Below are 15331 nucleotides of genomic sequence, written 5' to 3'. Positions count from 1 at the left end.
GCACATCACGCACCCTATGTTTCTATAGAGAAGCTCAGTTTGTTTTTAAGTTTGTTTCTGAATAAGTAGAGCACCACGTAGTATGGAATGAGAATGCCCAATGCCGAGAGCGCTGCGGCTCCCTCTGAGTGAGTAGCTTTCAGTACACCCACCAAAGCGATCACCATCAGTATCAGCGGCAAGAGATAGCCATAGAAACTGGCTCTGAAGCCTACAGCCGAATCAGCAGTCACCACCACGCTATCGCCTTTGTGGTAGAGAGATGCCTCTGAGGTAGAAACCTCAATCATCTTCTCTTTCGATTCAGATGCAGTACAATGAGCAGCCACCTTGCAAGCGCTGCAGGCTGACGACTGTACAATGCGAATGCACACACAACCTTCTTCTACGCTCTCTACGATGCCAGAATGTTTTATTTTGTTATTCATTTGTAATGTTGAGATTGCATTTTTGCAATTCAAGTGCAAAGATACTACATTATTTAGAAATGACAAACAAAATCGAAAAGAAAATATGAAAAAGGAGCGTAAACGTTATCTATGCCCTAAAAATCGGGGTATTTGAAAACAAATTAAAAGCAAAAATGCTTTTTTTTAGCAACTTCTTTTGGTGATATCAATTTTTTATGTATCTTTGCATTGATTATTAAAGAATTGATATGGAAACATTAGAGCAAACAATCATGCAAGTAGAGCGCTTTATCAGAAAAGTGGCTCAAAAGTTCCCAGCGCCAGAATCTGACGACGAGACTTCTCAAATGACCGACATCCACGTTAGGGTTTCGCAAGACAGTGGCGAACTCCTGGCCTTTGACGACGATGACAACGAGATTACCCGCTGCGTTGTTGAGCAATGGATAGAAAACAAGGATGAAGACTTCTACGACGAGGTAGCAAAGCTGCTTCGCGATGTATTGCGCAAACAGGCTGATACCATAGATCATCTCGGCATTCTCAAGCCATACAGCTTTGTGCTCGAAGATGAGGATAAAGAGCATATTGGCGAGCTCTATCTTGCTGACGATGATACAATCATCGTAGGTGGTGACTTGATGGAGAATCTGGACAACGACCTGGATAACTTCCTGAACGACCTGCTGAAAGAATAAAAAAATACAGGATGAAAGGACTACCCGCTCCCCCCATCCCAACAAAATAAAAAACCGTTGCACTCTTTCCTATCGAGTACAACGGTTTTTCTGTTTTTAACGGTCTTTCCGTTTATATCATCTAACCAATCTAAAAAGAAATTTTCTTTTTCTTACCTTTACTTTCGTTTCCTACACGGTCGAGAGCAGTTACTACATACACATATTTCTTGCCACTCACATAAGGTATACGATAGAAATTATCATAAGTTACTGCCTGGAGTGCAGAAACATCATTGAGATTTACCTTAGCACCTTTCTCAAAACGGTAGATAGCAAAACGGTTCACCTGATCGCCCCACTTTTTCTTGCTAGCCTTAGGAGCCTTCCATACCAGCAGCGGACCTTTCTCGGTCCACATCAGCTTGACACCCTTTACCCCCTTTGGCGCCTTATTATCAAGGAAAGGCATAGAAGGTGGCAATGCTGGATACTTCCAATAATTATTGCGGAGTGTATGTCCGATATTACCTACATTATCGGCAGCAGTCTGCGCATACCAGAGCACAGTGCCCTTCACATTATTCATCTGCTGATGCAAACGGTGCTTGGCAGGCAACTGATGACTGCGCGGATTGACTGGGTCAGCAAACTTGGCTGTACGCTCTATATCTTCACCTATATATAATGGGCGGTTGCCAGCATGCTTATTCCACCAGGTTATGAGCGTCTTGTAATCGGCAGCACGATTGCCTATCTCCCAATAAATCTGAGGCACACAATAGTCTATCCAACCATTATTCACCCAAAGCAATACATCTGCATAAAGATCATCATAATTCTGGAGGCCGAAAGTTTCAGAGCCATTAGGATCGGTACGCTTGTTGCGGTAGATGCCGAATGGAGAAACACCAAACTTGACCCAAGGCTTAACGGCATGAATGGATTCGCTGAGCTGCTTTACAAACCGGCTCACGTTATCACGGCGCCAATCACCTATGTTTCGCATGCCGCGCGACTGCTGGCGGAAGAGCTGCTGATCAGGAATCTGACGTCCGGCCTCTGGATATGGATAGAAATAATCATCAATATGGAATCCATCAACATCATATCGGCTTACTATATCTACAGCCACCTCGCAAATATAGTCGGCTGCAGCCTGCAACCCAGGGTTCAACAGCGTCAGCTTGCCATACTGAAAACAGAGATCAGGACGCCTCTTCACGATATTCTTCGGCGAAACCTGCTCATAGGAAGTTACGCTATGCTTGGCACGATAAGGATTAATCCAGGCATGAAGCTCCATGCCACGATTATGACACTGCTCTATCATCCACTGCAACGGATCCCAATAAGGAGAAGGAGCCTTTCCCTGCACCCCCGTAAGAAACTTGCTCCAAGGCTCTAAATCACTCTTATACAGAGCATCACACTCGGCTCGAACCTGAAAGATAATTGCATTCACGCCATCCTTCTGCAGTTCATCAAGCTGTCTGGTAAGCATCGCCTGGATCTGCTGCGTACTCTTACCCAGATACTGTCCGTTAACGCACTGTATCCAGGCTCCACGAAACTCTCGTTTGTTCTGAGCCTTCATTGTTGCCGACGACATCAGCATCATTGCAACAACGAGCATCAAAATCGCTTTCAGTCTTTTCATCTGTTATCTGTTATTTATCAATTTCTTTTTTTCCTTTTCATTCTACAGTTTGTTCTTCATCCCTCAGCTTCGGGAGTGAAATATGGTATCTTACAGCCAGCAATCGGATGGCACAGACCACACTGAAAGCTACAATCACCGTAATATAGAGGCTCACACCCAGATAGCTCAATCCCCAATAAGCCAAACCACCGGCGACACAAGCCATCGCATAAATCTCCTTTCGGAAGATGACCGGCTCTTCATTAAGAAGTACATCGCGGATAACACCGCCTGCAGCACCCGTAATACAGCCCATGATGATGGCTACCCAAAAAGAGAAACCACATTCGAGCGACTTCTGGATGCCCGCAATATTGAAAAGCGCCAAGCCCAAGGTATCAAACAGAAACCAGGTATTGTCAAGACGCTTGAGATAGCGGTGGCAAGCAATCACTACCAACTGCGCAAACAGCGTACAAATCAGGTAGATAGGGCTCAACATCCAAAACGGACGCACACCAAGCATCACATCTCGTATGGTTCCACCACCTATGGCTACAGCCACACCACAAACAAAACCGCCCAGCCAATCATAGTGCTTACTTGCTGCCAGACGAATGCCCGAAAGGGCAAAAGCAAATGTTCCGATGAATTCTATCACGCTATGAAGCGTGAGCACGAATTCAGGATCGCCATGTATCATCATTTTCTCGTATCAGTTAGTTGCTCTAAATATCAATTTCTAATTATTCTTTCTAATCACTAATTCTTGAATCTTTCTCCCCAACAGGTAACCATCCAGTTGTAGAGGCGCTCCTCGGAAGGCGAATGCTGCGCATGCCAGAAGCGGGCATCCTTCAGTTCGTCTGGCAGATACTGCTGCTCAGTGAAATGTCCAGGATAATCGTGAGGATACTTATATCCGTCATGATAGCCCAAATCTTTCATCAGTTTGGTAGGAGCATTGCGGATGTGCAGCGGAACAGGCAGATTACCCGTTTGCCGTACAGTAGCCAGCGCATCATTAATGCCCAGATAAGCACTGTTGCTCTTCGGACTCGTGGCAAGATACACCACAGCCTCAGCAAGGGCGATACGCGCTTCGGGCCACCCTATCTTCATCACCGTATCGAAGGCAGCATTGGCAAGCAGGAGGGCATTCGGATTAGCAAGTCCCACATCCTCAGAGGCACTAATCACAACCCTACGGGCTATAAACTGCGGGTCTTCTCCTCCTTCTATCATCCTCGCCATCCAATAGAGCGCAGCATCGGGATCGCTTCCACGAATACTCTTGATAAAGGCTGAGATAATATCATAATGCATCTCACCCTGTTTATCGTAAGCCAGCGGATTCTGCTGCAACTGCTCTTCTACCATCTTGTCGGTAATCACAATCTCTGAAGATCCGGCAGATTCTACCACCAGTTCCAGAATATTGAGTAGTTTTCGGGCATCTCCACCACTATATCGCAGCAGCGCGCCCGTCTCTTCCAACTTAATATTCTTTTCTCTGAGTTCTACATCCTGCGTAATGGCACGATGCAGAAGCCCTTCAAGATCAGCCTTTTCGAGCGGTTTGAGCACATAGAGCTGACATCTGGACAACAGCGGCCGAATCACCTCGAATGAAGGATTCTCGGTGGTAGCACCTATCAGCGTAACAATACCCTTCTCTACCGCACCCAAAAGCGAATCCTGCTGACTCTTGGAGAAACGGTGAATTTCATCAATAAACAATATAGGAGAAGCCGAATTAAAGAATCTACCACTTTTTGCTCTTTCTATCACCTCGCGGACATCCTTTACGCCACTGGTCACCGCAGAGAGGGTGAAGAACGGCACCTTGATGGTTTGTGCCACGATTTGAGCAAGGGTAGTCTTGCCCACTCCAGGGGGTCCCCAGAGGATAAAAGAGGATATGCGCCCTGCATCAATCATCTTGCGCAGCACGGCCCCCTCACCTACCAAATGCTGCTGTCCTACATAGTCAGCAAGCGTGTGAGGTCTCATTCTTTCAGCTAATGGTTCACTCATAGTACGTGCAAAGGTAATGAAAAAAATCGAATTCCAAATAAAAAAGTGACCAAAAACACAAAAAAACAGCAAGAAAATTTGGATATATAAAAAGAAGTACTTACTTTTGCACACACAAACACAATTGAAGATGAATAAAGATAAAATATTAACACTGAAGAATGTTACTAAAAGTAGCATTTGGGAATTGCAGGAGAACGATGTGTTCCGTCTTTGGGAAGCAGCAGAAAAGGATGCTGACCTCAAGGATTACCAGAACAAGTATATCGCAGTGATCCGCAGCGCATTCGAAATGGAACCAGTGACGGTAGACCGTCCTGAAGTGATTGACAAACTGATGGCACGCGGCTTTAAGATTGGCACTTTCCGTATCAACGACAAGAAGGAGAAGTATGCCATCAAAAAGCGCCCTATCATGCGTGTTACTGATCTTACTTACGAAAATGTAAGTCACATCACCGCCAATAAGCTCATCGAACTCTTGGAGCGCAACTTTGGTGGTGGCTGGGAGAGTCTGCCTCAGAGCATCCAGGACATCATCGAAAGTAATTTCGACATCAGCACAACTACTCTTCCTGCTGACCGCCTGAAAAAGCCAGGAGGTCTGTACGAGAAAAAGCTCGCTGATGACTACGAAGTGCTCGTTGTACCAAAAGGTTCTTGGGTAGAAGCTATCTTTGCCAAGGAGAAGCCAAAGGTAGAAAAGGTTCGCATGAGATTCGAAGATGAGAATGATTTGAAACGCAATGACGACCTGCTCGACCCAGACGAGGATGAAGACGAGGATGCACCAGAAATCGAGGATCACTACAACGATCCAGATGAGGATGACGATGCATTCGATGACGACAAGCTTACTGAGGAAAGCTACCGTACTACCTTCGAAGACCCGGAGAACCTCGGTCTTGATGATGCAGAAGACGTAGCCGACGATGATTATTAATTCAGTTTATACATTATTATAATATAAAGAGAAATGAACGCATTAATTGGATTTGTTGCATTAATCGCTGTGGGCCTCGTAGGTTGGGCGATTGCAGAATTTAAGTACAAGGCTTTCACTTTCACCCGTTCAGAAAAGGACATCGAGGAAGAGAAAGAGCTTGAAGAGCAGAAACGCGCAGAGGGTTTCAAGGAGATGAACATCCGCGACATCATGCGCAAAAACTCAACCAATGGTTATAACGCCGTAGGTTAGTATTATGTTAATTTACCTATGCTTATGATACAGTATATCATCATAGCAATCATATTGGCGGCATGCATCACGTATGCCGCCATTTGTATCTACCGCTCCATCAAACAAGCAAGAGAGTGTAAAAACTATCAATGTTCAGGTTGCCCGTTCGTTGAGAAATGCCAAAAGAATAAAAAGAAAGAGGCTACTCAGCGGAAAGAACAAGAGTAGCTCTCATAAAAGAGCTGCTAAAACTACTTTTACTGTCATGCAGCGAGGAAACCAGACAAAAATTAAAGCATTTCAGAACCCGTTCATTATGAGCAAGATACAAAGAAAGTGATTGTTTTAATTAAAAAAGTTGCATAAAAATTTGGTAGAACCAATAAAAAGTAGTACCTTTGCACTCGCAAATCAGAAATGATTGTTCTACACAAGGTGTCTTAACCGAGCGGTTAGGTAACGGTCTGCAAAACCGTGTAGAGCGGTTCGACTCCGCTAGACACCTCATAAAAAAGGAAGTTCTTCAATAAGGACTTCCTTTTTTCATATCTACTCTCCCCCATTTTCATTCCTCATTTCTAGGTATTCATCAAAACCCCCATTTTTAGGTATTGCACAATTATAAAAATCTTCGTACCTTTGCAACCGTAAATGATAAACATCAGAACTGAGGTTATCCTACGAGTAGGAATTGCCCCTTGCCAAAAGTAATTCTGGTGAACGTTTGAAACTTTTAGATAATTGAGACAAAGATAGAAATTAAAATCTTGTTCGCTAATAGAAATAATTCATAATGTTTTTGTATAATATGAAAAGGAGTGCTTGTGAAAGTACTCCTTTTATGTATTGGTTTACTACATGGCGATGCATTTTGTTCTATGTCACGACGCACAGACTTTTACATCGCCATGTAATTTCAAAGATATCGGGAGTTTTAAAAAAGCCTGTTACTATTTGATTTTAGCACCAAATGACTTTACAAACTTAATCTTCTTGCCTTTTGCGATGATTGGCTTCTTCCATTCACCACCCAAAATACGGATAACAGCCTTCTTGCCTACAGGAACCGCATCTACAGCCTTCTGCAAATCCATGAAATTGCCTCGACCTTCTGCAGAGACTACATAATCATAATGGCAGACATGAGACTTCAGCGCTGGCACCTGCTCAGCTACAGCATCAGCAAGCGCACCGGCAACCACACGTGCACCATATACATTATAATGAGTATTATCTTTCTTACCCTTAGGAACCTGCGGATTCTCGCCAGGCATAAACCACATATGTAATTTGCGGCTGCCTTCAATACCCATGCCCGTTTCTATATCGTGGGTAATCTTGGTAGCATCAACAAACGGAACATTCAGCTGCTTTGCTACATTGCGGGGAGCTATCACATAAGCCCCGTGGGTGTCGATAAGCGTATCACTATTAATCTGTTCCTTTCCATCATATACTTTATTGCGAAGCTTCTCGTCATCATCATTCTTTAATTCTGCAGAATAATAGCAGCGACGAACCACCGCATTAAATAATACAGGAATACCACCCTTGGCACGGGTCTCATTTACATATCTGGCAAGGTTTGCATCAAAAGTAGATCCCGGATCAGTATGACGGTCAGGCATAGACTTCTCATCGTTATGCCCAAACTGGATAAACACATAATCACCTGGCTTTATTCTATCCAAAACCTTTTTCCATCTTCCTTCATTGATAAAGCTCAAAGAAGAACGACCATTAACAGCATGATTGTCAACAATCACCTTGTCATCAAAAAAGCCTTGCAATACCATCCCCCATCCTCGCTCTGGATTATTTCTAAAACCACCTTTCTCGGCAGCAGTAGAATCACCTATTACAAAAATCGTTGTTGTCTTTGTGCTGGATGTCATCAGCAACGCCAGTATGAATACACATAAAATAGCTTTTATTTTTTTCATTTGTCTGTAGTTTTTAGAAGTTACTAAAATTATAGTTAGGCATACACGCTAACACATAAAAAGCTCTCGCCCTGCCGCACCGCATATTCACATATACGAGCACGAGAGGACGAGAAAGAGAGTATTATTTATTTACTTTGGCTATCAATTCCTCGGCAGTAACCAAGGTTTGTTCGCCAGTTTCCATATTCTTAAGCGTAACCTTGCCCTGAGCCATCTCATTCTCACCTGCAAGCACCACAAACGGAATATTCTTGGCATTGGCATAGCTCATCTGCTTCTTCATCTTCGCCTTATCAGGGAAGATTTCGGTACGGATACCGGCTGCACGAGCTGCACTTACTATAGGCAGGCAGTAAGCTGTCTCCTTTTCACCGAAGTTGATAAACAGTACCTGAGTAGCATTTACTGCCTCCTTCGGATAAAGGTCGAGCGCACCTAACACATCATAAATACGGTCAGCACCAAAACTGATACCTACACCGCTCAAACCTGGCAAACCGAAAATGCCGGTGAGGTTGTCGTAACGACCACCACCTGTAATACTTCCCATTGGAGTATCAAGCGCCTTCACCTCGAAGATTGCACCTGTGTAATAGTTCAAGCCACGAGCCAGGGTGAGATCCAGTTCTATCTCGTTGTTCAAGCCAAGAGTTTTCAAAGTATCGAGGATAAACTTGGTTTCCTCTACACCCTTCAAACCAACTTCTGAACCTTCGAGAACCTTCGCTATCACTTCAAGTTTCTCATCATTAGTTCCTGACAATGAGATGATTGGCTGCAACTTTTCAATGGCATCTTCAGAAATGCCGTCATTGCGCAACTCTTCGTTTACATTGTCAAGTCCGATTTTATCAAGCTTATCGATGGCTACTGTGATATCTACAATCTTCTCAGCCTCGCCGATAACCTCTGCAATACCGGTAAGAATCTTGCGGTTATTAATCTTAATGCATACACGAACACCAAACTTGGTGAACACGGTATCAACAATCTGCATCAACTCGACCTCATTCAGGAGAGAATCAGAGCCAACCACATCAGCATCACACTGATAGAACTCACGGTAACGTCCCTTCTGAGGGCGGTCTGCACGCCATACTGGCTGAATCTGATAACGCTTGAAAGGCATCTGCAACTCCTCGCGGTGCTGCACTACGTAACGTGCGAAAGGAACAGTCAGGTCATAACGAAGACCCTTCTCACAAAGTTTCGCTGCTAATTTGAGTGAACCGAGAGAATGAATATCCTCATCGCTCACCTTATTCATATAGTCGCCTGAATTCAATATCTTAAAAAGCAGTTTATCACCCTCTTCACCATACTTGCCCATCAAAGTCTGAAGGGTTTCCATGGCAGGGGTTTCAATCTGCTGGAATCCATAAAGAGCATACACTTCCTTGATGGTGTTGAAGATGTAGTTGCGTTTCGCCATCTCAACAGGACCAAAATCTCTCGTGCCCTTTGGTATACTTGGTTTCTGAGCCATTTATTAATGTTTAATATGAATGTTAAATGTTTAATGTCTAGCGCCATGTAAACCCCTCAAAGTAAACATTAAACACTAAACATTAAACACTATATAATTTACTTGCGTACAATAGTCTGAGCACGGTCTGGACCGATAGAAATGATACCGATCTTTGTCTCAAGGAACTCTTCTATGAAAGCAATATAATCCTTGAACTCCTGTGGGAACTGATCTTCTGATGTGAACTTTGTCATATCTGTCTTCCAGCCCTTAAACTCCTTGTAAACTGGTTCAACATCATCGATTTCGTATGGGAAATCTGTTGTAACAGAACCATCCTTCAACTTATATGCCACGCAAGCCTTAACGGTATCGAAACCATCGAGCACATCACTCTTCATCATGATAAGCTCGGTAACACCGTCCACCATGACAGAATACTTGAGCTGTACGAGGTCGCACCAGCCACAACGACGCTCACGACCGGTAACAGCACCATACTCATGACCGAGGTCACGGATCTTGGCACCTGTCTCATCGAAGAGCTCTGTAGGGAATGGACCTGCACCAACACGTGTACAGTAAGCCTTCATGATACCATAAACATTGCCGATGCGGTTAGGACCGACACCTAAACCGGTGCAAGCACCTGCACAGATGGTATTAGAAGAAGTAACGAATGGATAAGAACCGAAATCAACATCGAGCATAGTACCCTGAGCACCCTCGCAGAGGATATCCTTGCCAGAACGGAGCACCTTATTGATTTCTACCTCGCTATCAATAAGTTTAAACTGCTTCAAGTATTCGATGCCCTCCATCCAGGTCTTCTCAACCTCTGTAATATCGAAGTCGGTATAACCGAGACTTGCGATGGTTTTGAGATGAGCAGCCTTGTGAGCAGCATACTTCTCCTCGAAATTGTCAAGGATATCGCCTACGCGAAGACCGGTACGGCTAACCTTGTCAGTATAAGTAGGACCGATACCCTTACCAGTAGTACCTACCTTGTTCTTTCCCTTAGAAGCCTCGATAGCTGCATCGAGTACACGGTGAGTAGGCATGATGAGATGTGCCTTCTTAGAGATGTAGAGACGGCTCTTCAAATCATGACCGCTCTTCTCAAGATCCTTAGCCTCACCCATAAAGAGGTCTGGAGCCAAAACCACACCATTGCCGATGATGTTCACCTTACCACCCTGGAAAATACCAGAAGGGATAGAGCGAAGCACATACTTCTCGCCCTCAAACTCCAATGTATGTCCAGCATTAGGACCACCCTGGAAACGAGCAATGACATCATACTTAGGGGTCAACACGTCAACCACCTTACCTTTACCTTCATCGCCCCACTGCAAACCCAGCAGGACATCTACTTTACCTGTGTTCATTTTTTATCTTTTTATCTTGATACTTATTCTTTTTTTCGTTTGCGAGTCATCTTGCTTTGACAGCCGCTGCATACGCCATAAATGTAAAGAGCATAAGCATCTTTACGAAAGCGCTGCATCCTGATATCCTTCACTGCAGCCGTAACCTGCGGTGCTACAATTTCGGTTACCTTGCCACAAATCGTGCAAACCTGATGCACATGATTGTCCTCGCTATAACTGGCCTCATACTTGGTGCCGTCTGCCAGACTGTGCTTTACCACAAGCCTCAGTTCCAGGAACAGATGCAATGTGTTATAAAGCGTAGCCCTGCTAACGCGAAAATTCTTTTTCAGTAGCTCTCTGCCCAAATCTTCTATCGAGAAATGCTCTCCCATAGAATAAATGGTGTCGAGGATAGTGGAACGCTCCGGAGTGCGCCGGTGATGATTGCTCTCCATATAATTGTCCAAAACCTCATGAGCTTTTGCTAAAATTTCTTCACTCATAATCCTTGTTAGTTACATAAAACGCACAAAGATACTCATTATCTACGACATAGAACAATATTTAATTTTAAAAAATCTAAATTTGCCTCAATTCCTCATAGATACGCTGAACCGGAAGCCCCATCACATTAAAATAACTCCCCTTCAACCCCGTACAACCTATGTAGCCAATCCATTCCTGAATACCATAGGCGCCAGCTTTGTCAAACGGCTGATAATGATTTATATAATAACTGATTTCATCATCAGAAAGCGGTTTGAACGTCACTTCTGTTGTTACTGAAAAGGAACGCTGCTTATGCTGGGTAGTAAGACAAACACCTGTAACTACATGATGCGTCTTTCCGCTCAACATCTTCAGCATTCGTCTGGCATCTTCAGCATCACGAGGTTTCCCGAGAATGACTCCCTTTCCTTCCTGGTCATTCTGTTCGCCAGCTGTTGGCGCAATCACAACCGTATCTGCTGTAAGAATCAAAGTTTCTGACTCGTCCAACTCTCCGACACTATTATTTCCGTTCAAAAGCGGACGGTAAGCCTCAGCCTTTTTCTTGCAGATGAATTCTGCAACCTGATAAGCATCGAGGTCAGCAGGATAACTTTCATCAATACCACTAATCACCTTCACCTCAAAAGGAATGTCCAAACCTGCCAGAAGTTCCTTGCGACGAGGCGAATTACTCGCCAAAATGATCTTATAATTCATCTATTTTAAACCTTATTACTTTGAACTTTATGATTAAAATTCAGTTGCAAACTTTCTACTATAAACTATCAGCTTTCAACTATTAACTAAATTCTACCAGCCAAACGCCTTAGCATCTGAAAGCCATAAACCCTTGGCTCTCAGTACCTGTTCTACGACATCACGTCCCACACCATCACCTCCGTTACAAGCCGAGATATAAGTAGAAATTTCTTTAATATCGGAGCATGCATCTGCTGGGCAACATGGACATCCGCAACGACGCATAATCTCATAATCAGGAATATCATCACCTACATATATTATTTCCTCATCTGTAATTGAATATTTCTGCTTGAACTCCTCATAAGTCTTTATCTTTACAGAACACCCCATGAAGATATCCTCTACACCAAGATTTTCATAGCGTACCTGTATGGCATGAGAATTACCGCCTGTCAGAATTACGATACGAACACCTTTCTTCTGAGCCAGCTGAATGGCATAGCCATCTTTAATATTAACAGTACGCAAAGGTTCGCCAGCACTGGAAAGCGTGATGGTCTGTCTTGACAGTACTCCATCAACATCAAAGATGATTGCTTTTATCTTATTTAAATCGTAATTTATCATATTTATTTCTGTTTCTAGAACTTAAATTCCTAACTGCAAACTTAAACCGACAACCGTTTTATCTCTTGAAGTAGAATATGCTTTTGCTCATCATTTCATAAATCTGCTGTAGTTCTGGCTGTTTTTCAAGGAGTTGCATTTGTTTCTCCATTACGTTCCGATCATCACGAATAGCCGGTCCAGTCTGCACTTCAGCTGCCGAATGCGAAGAAGTCTTGTCCATAGTTTCCATAACCAGAGGACGGAGAACGCTGCCAGGAATGTGATGATTTTCGAGAATCTGCTGACCTATAGCTACGCAATGATTCGCAAAATTACAAGCAAAAACAGCTGACAGGTGCAGATACTTACGATTATCAGAATCCAATTCATAGACACTACGAGAAATCTGTTCTGCCAACCTCTTCAGGAAAGAAGTTTCGAAAGCACCACATCCCTCAATGAAAATAGGAATATTTTCGAATGCAACCTTTTTATCTTTCGTAAATGTCTGCATCGGATAAAATACGCCATAATGACGGGCATAATCTTTGAAAACATCCATCGGCATGGAACCAGCTGTATGAACAAACATCTTATCTTCTCTTCCTTTGCACAGTTCAGGAATAAGCATTTCAAGCGCATCATCCTTTACTGAAACTATGTACAAATCTGCATCACAGACCACCTTACTCATCTCATTGACAGGCTCACAATTCACCTTCTCGGCCAATAGAGAGGCCGACTCCCTAGTTCTACTGAAAACTTGCACAATCTGATGTTCTGATTGCGATATTTCGAGCGCAAGATTGGTAGCAAGATTACCTGCCCCAATAAACACTATTTTCATACGTAATTTTGTTTAAAGTTCTACTTTTTATGCAAAAATACTAAAAAATAACGATAGAGGAGCCCTTTTTCTTGCTTTTTTATGATAAATTTATTATTTTTGCCTTCGTGAGAAAATATGAAGTAGAAATATATGGTAAACTGGAAGAAATGCCGCATTTATTGGAAGGCGACTTTTTTCATAGCTTGGAGCTTTTTCAGATTCTTGAAAAAACACCCGGCATAACCCCCTTTATGGCTGTCGCCACACAGGAGAACAAGGTGGTAGGACAAATGCTCGTCATCCTCTATCACCGCAAATCTTTATTTCCACCTTATTTATATACGCACGCGCACGCGTATGGAGAGGGACTTTATGCACCCGATGCTGAACAGAATGCTATTTTCCCATTGTTACTCCGCAGCCTAACTATCCACTTACACAAACGACTCTGCTTTTACATCGAGTTCTCCCGAATGAGCAAAAAGATGCTGGGTTACCGGGAATTCAGAAAATTGGGCTATGTACCTATTGCCTGGCAAGAGATACATAACTCCCTACACAGCAAACTTCCCCAAGAGCGACTCTCAGACAAACAAATTGCTATGATTGAAAAAATGAAGAAAAAGGGAATAAGTTGTAGAGAGGCAACTTCACCCGAAGACATCCATCGTTATCACCAGTTGCTCAAAAATTATTATCGGCTGAAACTTCGCCGTTTTGTTCCTGACGAAACATTCTTTCAGAAACTGAGTACAAGTAGTAATGCCCGAAACGTCATCATCACCTATAAGGACAAAGTGATTGGCGGCTATACCTGCATCTACAACCAAGGCAATGCCTTTCTTTGGTTTTCTGCATTCAAGAGAAAGACTTACATCCATCTGCATCCGGACACAATGACCATCTGGCAAGCACTCTCTGATGCACAGGAGCAGGATGCCCAACACCTCCACTTTATGGACGCAGGACTTCCGCTTAAGAGTAATCTCTACCGTGAATTCATTCTCGGTTTCGGAGGCAAACCTGTTACCAAGTTTCGCTGGTTCCGCTTCTATCCAAAAGTTATAAACCTGCTCCTCCACTGGCTATACAAGGATTAAGGAAAAGAGGTTCCGTGAGCCTATATAAAGCATCTCCGAAACCTCTTTCTCTTTTTTAAGCGTAATTACACATACGCTCAAAAAGTACATTTTGTATATTAAAGCCAACACCTCTACTCTTTCAGAGCACGGTCTAGCTGCTCCAAACCGCGCTCTGTACAGAATCCACGAATCAGGCACAAAATATAATTGTCGTATATCTCCTGCATCGAATGAACACGATAGAGCTGATGATGCATGATTTCCTCCATCATCACATGTCCTATGTCCATAACAACATTGAAGTCTACATCCTTACGGAAAAGCCCCTCCTTGACACCAGCCTCAAAGAAACGCACACTCTCCTCCCGTTCATGAGCATGATTTTCCTGGAAGAATTTCACTACACGAGGCATCTTATGAACCTCCTCATAAAAAAGAACGCCCACCATCCCATTGCGCTCCATCTGCAATTTATAGACATAGCTGATAATATCTATCACATTCTTCGCTTGGGTCTTGGCGAAATTCTCTAACTTCGAACGATTTTCTTCTAGCTGACGCATCATACCAGCAAGCAACAATTCCTCTTTGTCACCAAAAATCTCGTACACAGTTCTCTTAGATACATGAAGTCCCTGTGAGATTTCATCCATCTTGACAGCTTTTACCCCACGCTTATAGAATTCAGGCATCGCATAAGAGATGATTCTGTCTTTCAGTTCTTGTCTATATTGATTGATTTCTGCCATTTTACTTGTTTGAAGACTATTTTTGTGCAAAGATACAAAAAAAATCAAAAAACCATTCTTTTTTACTAAGTTTTTTTGTACCTTTGCACAAACTTTTAAATTTCGTACGTAAAATCCACGAATATGAAAGAA

16 protein-coding genes and 1 tRNA gene are annotated in these 15331 nt (G+C 43.2%); 5 read left to right on the top strand and 12 right to left on the bottom strand.

What is annotated here, in order from left to right; all coding sequences use genetic code 11:
- Positions 1 to 14 precede the first annotated feature (14 nt).
- Positions 15 to 428 carry a SoxR reducing system RseC family protein gene (locus F7D47_RS07275; RefSeq protein ID WP_118064879.1) on the bottom strand — a complete coding sequence of 138 codons (414 nt, stop codon included), beginning with the start codon at positions 426 to 428 and terminating at the stop codon, positions 15 to 17.
- Positions 429 to 658: 230 nt separating this feature from the next.
- Between F7D47_RS07275 and F7D47_RS07270 the strand changes: the two genes are divergently transcribed.
- Complete coding sequence (locus F7D47_RS07270) at positions 659 to 1108, top strand: hypothetical protein (protein ID WP_022121870.1); 450 nt, start codon at positions 659 to 661, stop codon at positions 1106 to 1108.
- Positions 1109 to 1238: 130 nt separating this feature from the next.
- Here F7D47_RS07270 and F7D47_RS07265 read toward each other — a convergent pair whose 3' ends face one another.
- The 3 genes from F7D47_RS07265 to F7D47_RS07255 are packed head-to-tail and all read right to left on the bottom strand — an operon-like array spanning position 1239 to position 4766.
- Positions 1239 to 2747, bottom strand: coding sequence for a glycoside hydrolase family 10 protein (locus F7D47_RS07265; protein WP_117585987.1), 1509 nt, complete (start codon positions 2745 to 2747; stop codon positions 1239 to 1241).
- A 37-nt stretch (positions 2748 to 2784) separates the two neighbouring features.
- Positions 2785 to 3432 (bottom strand): trimeric intracellular cation channel family protein, encoded by a 648-nt coding sequence (locus F7D47_RS07260; protein ID WP_117585997.1) that lies wholly within the window; start codon positions 3430 to 3432, stop codon positions 2785 to 2787.
- A gap of 59 nt (positions 3433 to 3491) precedes the next feature.
- Entirely contained in the window at positions 3492 to 4766 is a 1275-nt protein-coding gene (locus F7D47_RS07255) for a replication-associated recombination protein A (RefSeq protein ID WP_006848668.1), read from the bottom strand.
- 130 nt (positions 4767 to 4896) lie between these two features.
- On the opposite strand from F7D47_RS07255, the gene F7D47_RS07250 reads away from it, so the two are divergent.
- From F7D47_RS07250 to F7D47_RS07240, 3 genes are all read left to right on the top strand, one after another.
- The gene (locus F7D47_RS07250; RefSeq protein ID WP_006848669.1) at positions 4897 to 5709 is read left to right on the top strand and encodes a hypothetical protein; all 813 of its coding nucleotides are present in this window, start codon (positions 4897 to 4899) and stop codon (positions 5707 to 5709) included.
- Positions 5710 to 5742: 33 nt separating this feature from the next.
- The gene (locus F7D47_RS07245) at positions 5743 to 5964 is read left to right on the top strand and encodes a hypothetical protein (protein ID WP_022121874.1); all 222 of its coding nucleotides are present in this window, start codon (positions 5743 to 5745) and stop codon (positions 5962 to 5964) included.
- Positions 5965 to 6380: 416 nt separating this feature from the next.
- A tRNA-Cys gene (locus F7D47_RS07240) sits at positions 6381 to 6451 on the top strand.
- 445 nt (positions 6452 to 6896) lie between these two features.
- Here the strand turns inward: F7D47_RS07240 and F7D47_RS07235 are convergent.
- The 7 genes from F7D47_RS07235 to F7D47_RS07205 all read right to left on the bottom strand — a co-directional run bounded on the left by F7D47_RS07235 (position 6897) and on the right by F7D47_RS07205 (position 13386).
- Entirely contained in the window at positions 6897 to 7889 is a 993-nt protein-coding gene (locus F7D47_RS07235) for a rhamnogalacturonan acetylesterase (RefSeq protein WP_153080183.1), read from the bottom strand.
- A gap of 124 nt (positions 7890 to 8013) precedes the next feature.
- A complete protein-coding gene (gene hisS, locus F7D47_RS07230; RefSeq protein ID WP_022121877.1) occupies positions 8014 to 9378 on the bottom strand; it encodes a histidine--tRNA ligase in 1365 nt (454 codons plus the stop codon).
- A gap of 98 nt (positions 9379 to 9476) precedes the next feature.
- Positions 9477 to 10751 (bottom strand): adenylosuccinate synthase, encoded by a 1275-nt coding sequence (locus F7D47_RS07225; protein WP_153084850.1) that lies wholly within the window; start codon positions 10749 to 10751, stop codon positions 9477 to 9479.
- A gap of 23 nt (positions 10752 to 10774) precedes the next feature.
- Positions 10775 to 11239, bottom strand: a complete 465-nt coding sequence (locus F7D47_RS07220; RefSeq protein ID WP_022121879.1) for a Fur family transcriptional regulator — start codon at positions 11237 to 11239, stop codon at positions 10775 to 10777.
- 76 nt (positions 11240 to 11315) lie between these two features.
- Complete coding sequence (locus F7D47_RS07215) at positions 11316 to 11945, bottom strand: Maf-like protein (RefSeq protein WP_153084849.1); 630 nt, start codon at positions 11943 to 11945, stop codon at positions 11316 to 11318.
- Positions 11946 to 12038: 93 nt separating this feature from the next.
- Positions 12039 to 12557, bottom strand: coding sequence for a KdsC family phosphatase (locus F7D47_RS07210; protein ID WP_022121881.1), 519 nt, complete (start codon positions 12555 to 12557; stop codon positions 12039 to 12041).
- A 58-nt stretch (positions 12558 to 12615) separates the two neighbouring features.
- Positions 12616 to 13386, bottom strand: a complete 771-nt coding sequence (locus tag F7D47_RS07205) for a Rossmann-like and DUF2520 domain-containing protein (RefSeq protein ID WP_153084848.1) — start codon at positions 13384 to 13386, stop codon at positions 12616 to 12618.
- A gap of 233 nt (positions 13387 to 13619) precedes the next feature.
- Between F7D47_RS07205 and F7D47_RS07200 the strand changes: the two genes are divergently transcribed.
- Positions 13620 to 14468, top strand: coding sequence for a GNAT family N-acetyltransferase (locus F7D47_RS07200; protein ID WP_228113324.1), 849 nt, complete (start codon positions 13620 to 13622; stop codon positions 14466 to 14468).
- Between the two features lie 113 nt (positions 14469 to 14581).
- On the opposite strand, the gene F7D47_RS07195 is transcribed toward F7D47_RS07200, so the two are convergent.
- Positions 14582 to 15199 carry a TetR/AcrR family transcriptional regulator gene (locus F7D47_RS07195; RefSeq protein ID WP_117692418.1) on the bottom strand — a complete coding sequence of 206 codons (618 nt, stop codon included), beginning with the start codon at positions 15197 to 15199 and terminating at the stop codon, positions 14582 to 14584.
- Positions 15200 to 15331: the final 132 nt, after the last annotated feature.

The sequence above is a fragment of the Segatella copri genome, from assembly GCF_009494835.1.
In the GTDB taxonomy this organism is placed as follows: domain Bacteria; phylum Bacteroidota; class Bacteroidia; order Bacteroidales; family Bacteroidaceae; genus Prevotella; species Prevotella copri_F.
Note: the sequence above shows the minus strand (reverse complement) of the source record. Positions and strands in the feature narration are given on the sequence as shown.

Excerpts from the sequence above, each read along its gene's own strand:
- F7D47_RS07275 (WP_118064879.1), bottom strand. The coding sequence starts at position 428 with ATGAATAACAAAATAAAACATTCTGGCATCGTAGAGAGCGTAGAAGAA.
- F7D47_RS07270 (WP_022121870.1), top strand. The coding sequence starts at position 659 with ATGGAAACATTAGAGCAAACAATCATGCAAGTAGAGCGCTTTATCAGA.
- F7D47_RS07265 (WP_117585987.1), bottom strand. The coding sequence starts at position 2,747 with ATGAAAAGACTGAAAGCGATTTTGATGCTCGTTGTTGCAATGATGCTG.
- F7D47_RS07260 (WP_117585997.1), bottom strand. The coding sequence starts at position 3,432 with ATGATACATGGCGATCCTGAATTCGTGCTCACGCTTCATAGCGTGATA.
- F7D47_RS07255 (WP_006848668.1), bottom strand. The coding sequence starts at position 4,766 with ATGAGTGAACCATTAGCTGAAAGAATGAGACCTCACACGCTTGCTGAC.
- F7D47_RS07250 (WP_006848669.1), top strand. The coding sequence starts at position 4,897 with ATGAATAAAGATAAAATATTAACACTGAAGAATGTTACTAAAAGTAGC.
- F7D47_RS07245 (WP_022121874.1), top strand. The coding sequence starts at position 5,743 with ATGAACGCATTAATTGGATTTGTTGCATTAATCGCTGTGGGCCTCGTA.
- F7D47_RS07235 (WP_153080183.1), bottom strand. The coding sequence starts at position 7,889 with ATGAAAAAAATAAAAGCTATTTTATGTGTATTCATACTGGCGTTGCTG.
- hisS (WP_022121877.1), bottom strand. The coding sequence starts at position 9,378 with ATGGCTCAGAAACCAAGTATACCAAAGGGCACGAGAGATTTTGGTCCT.
- F7D47_RS07225 (WP_153084850.1), bottom strand. The coding sequence starts at position 10,751 with ATGAACACAGGTAAAGTAGATGTCCTGCTGGGTTTGCAGTGGGGCGAT.
- F7D47_RS07220 (WP_022121879.1), bottom strand. The coding sequence starts at position 11,239 with ATGAGTGAAGAAATTTTAGCAAAAGCTCATGAGGTTTTGGACAATTAT.
- F7D47_RS07215 (WP_153084849.1), bottom strand. The coding sequence starts at position 11,945 with ATGAATTATAAGATCATTTTGGCGAGTAATTCGCCTCGTCGCAAGGAA.
- F7D47_RS07210 (WP_022121881.1), bottom strand. The coding sequence starts at position 12,557 with ATGATAAATTACGATTTAAATAAGATAAAAGCAATCATCTTTGATGTT.
- F7D47_RS07205 (WP_153084848.1), bottom strand. The coding sequence starts at position 13,386 with ATGAAAATAGTGTTTATTGGGGCAGGTAATCTTGCTACCAATCTTGCG.
- F7D47_RS07200 (WP_228113324.1), top strand. The coding sequence starts at position 13,620 with ATGGCTGTCGCCACACAGGAGAACAAGGTGGTAGGACAAATGCTCGTC.
- F7D47_RS07195 (WP_117692418.1), bottom strand. The coding sequence starts at position 15,199 with ATGGCAGAAATCAATCAATATAGACAAGAACTGAAAGACAGAATCATC.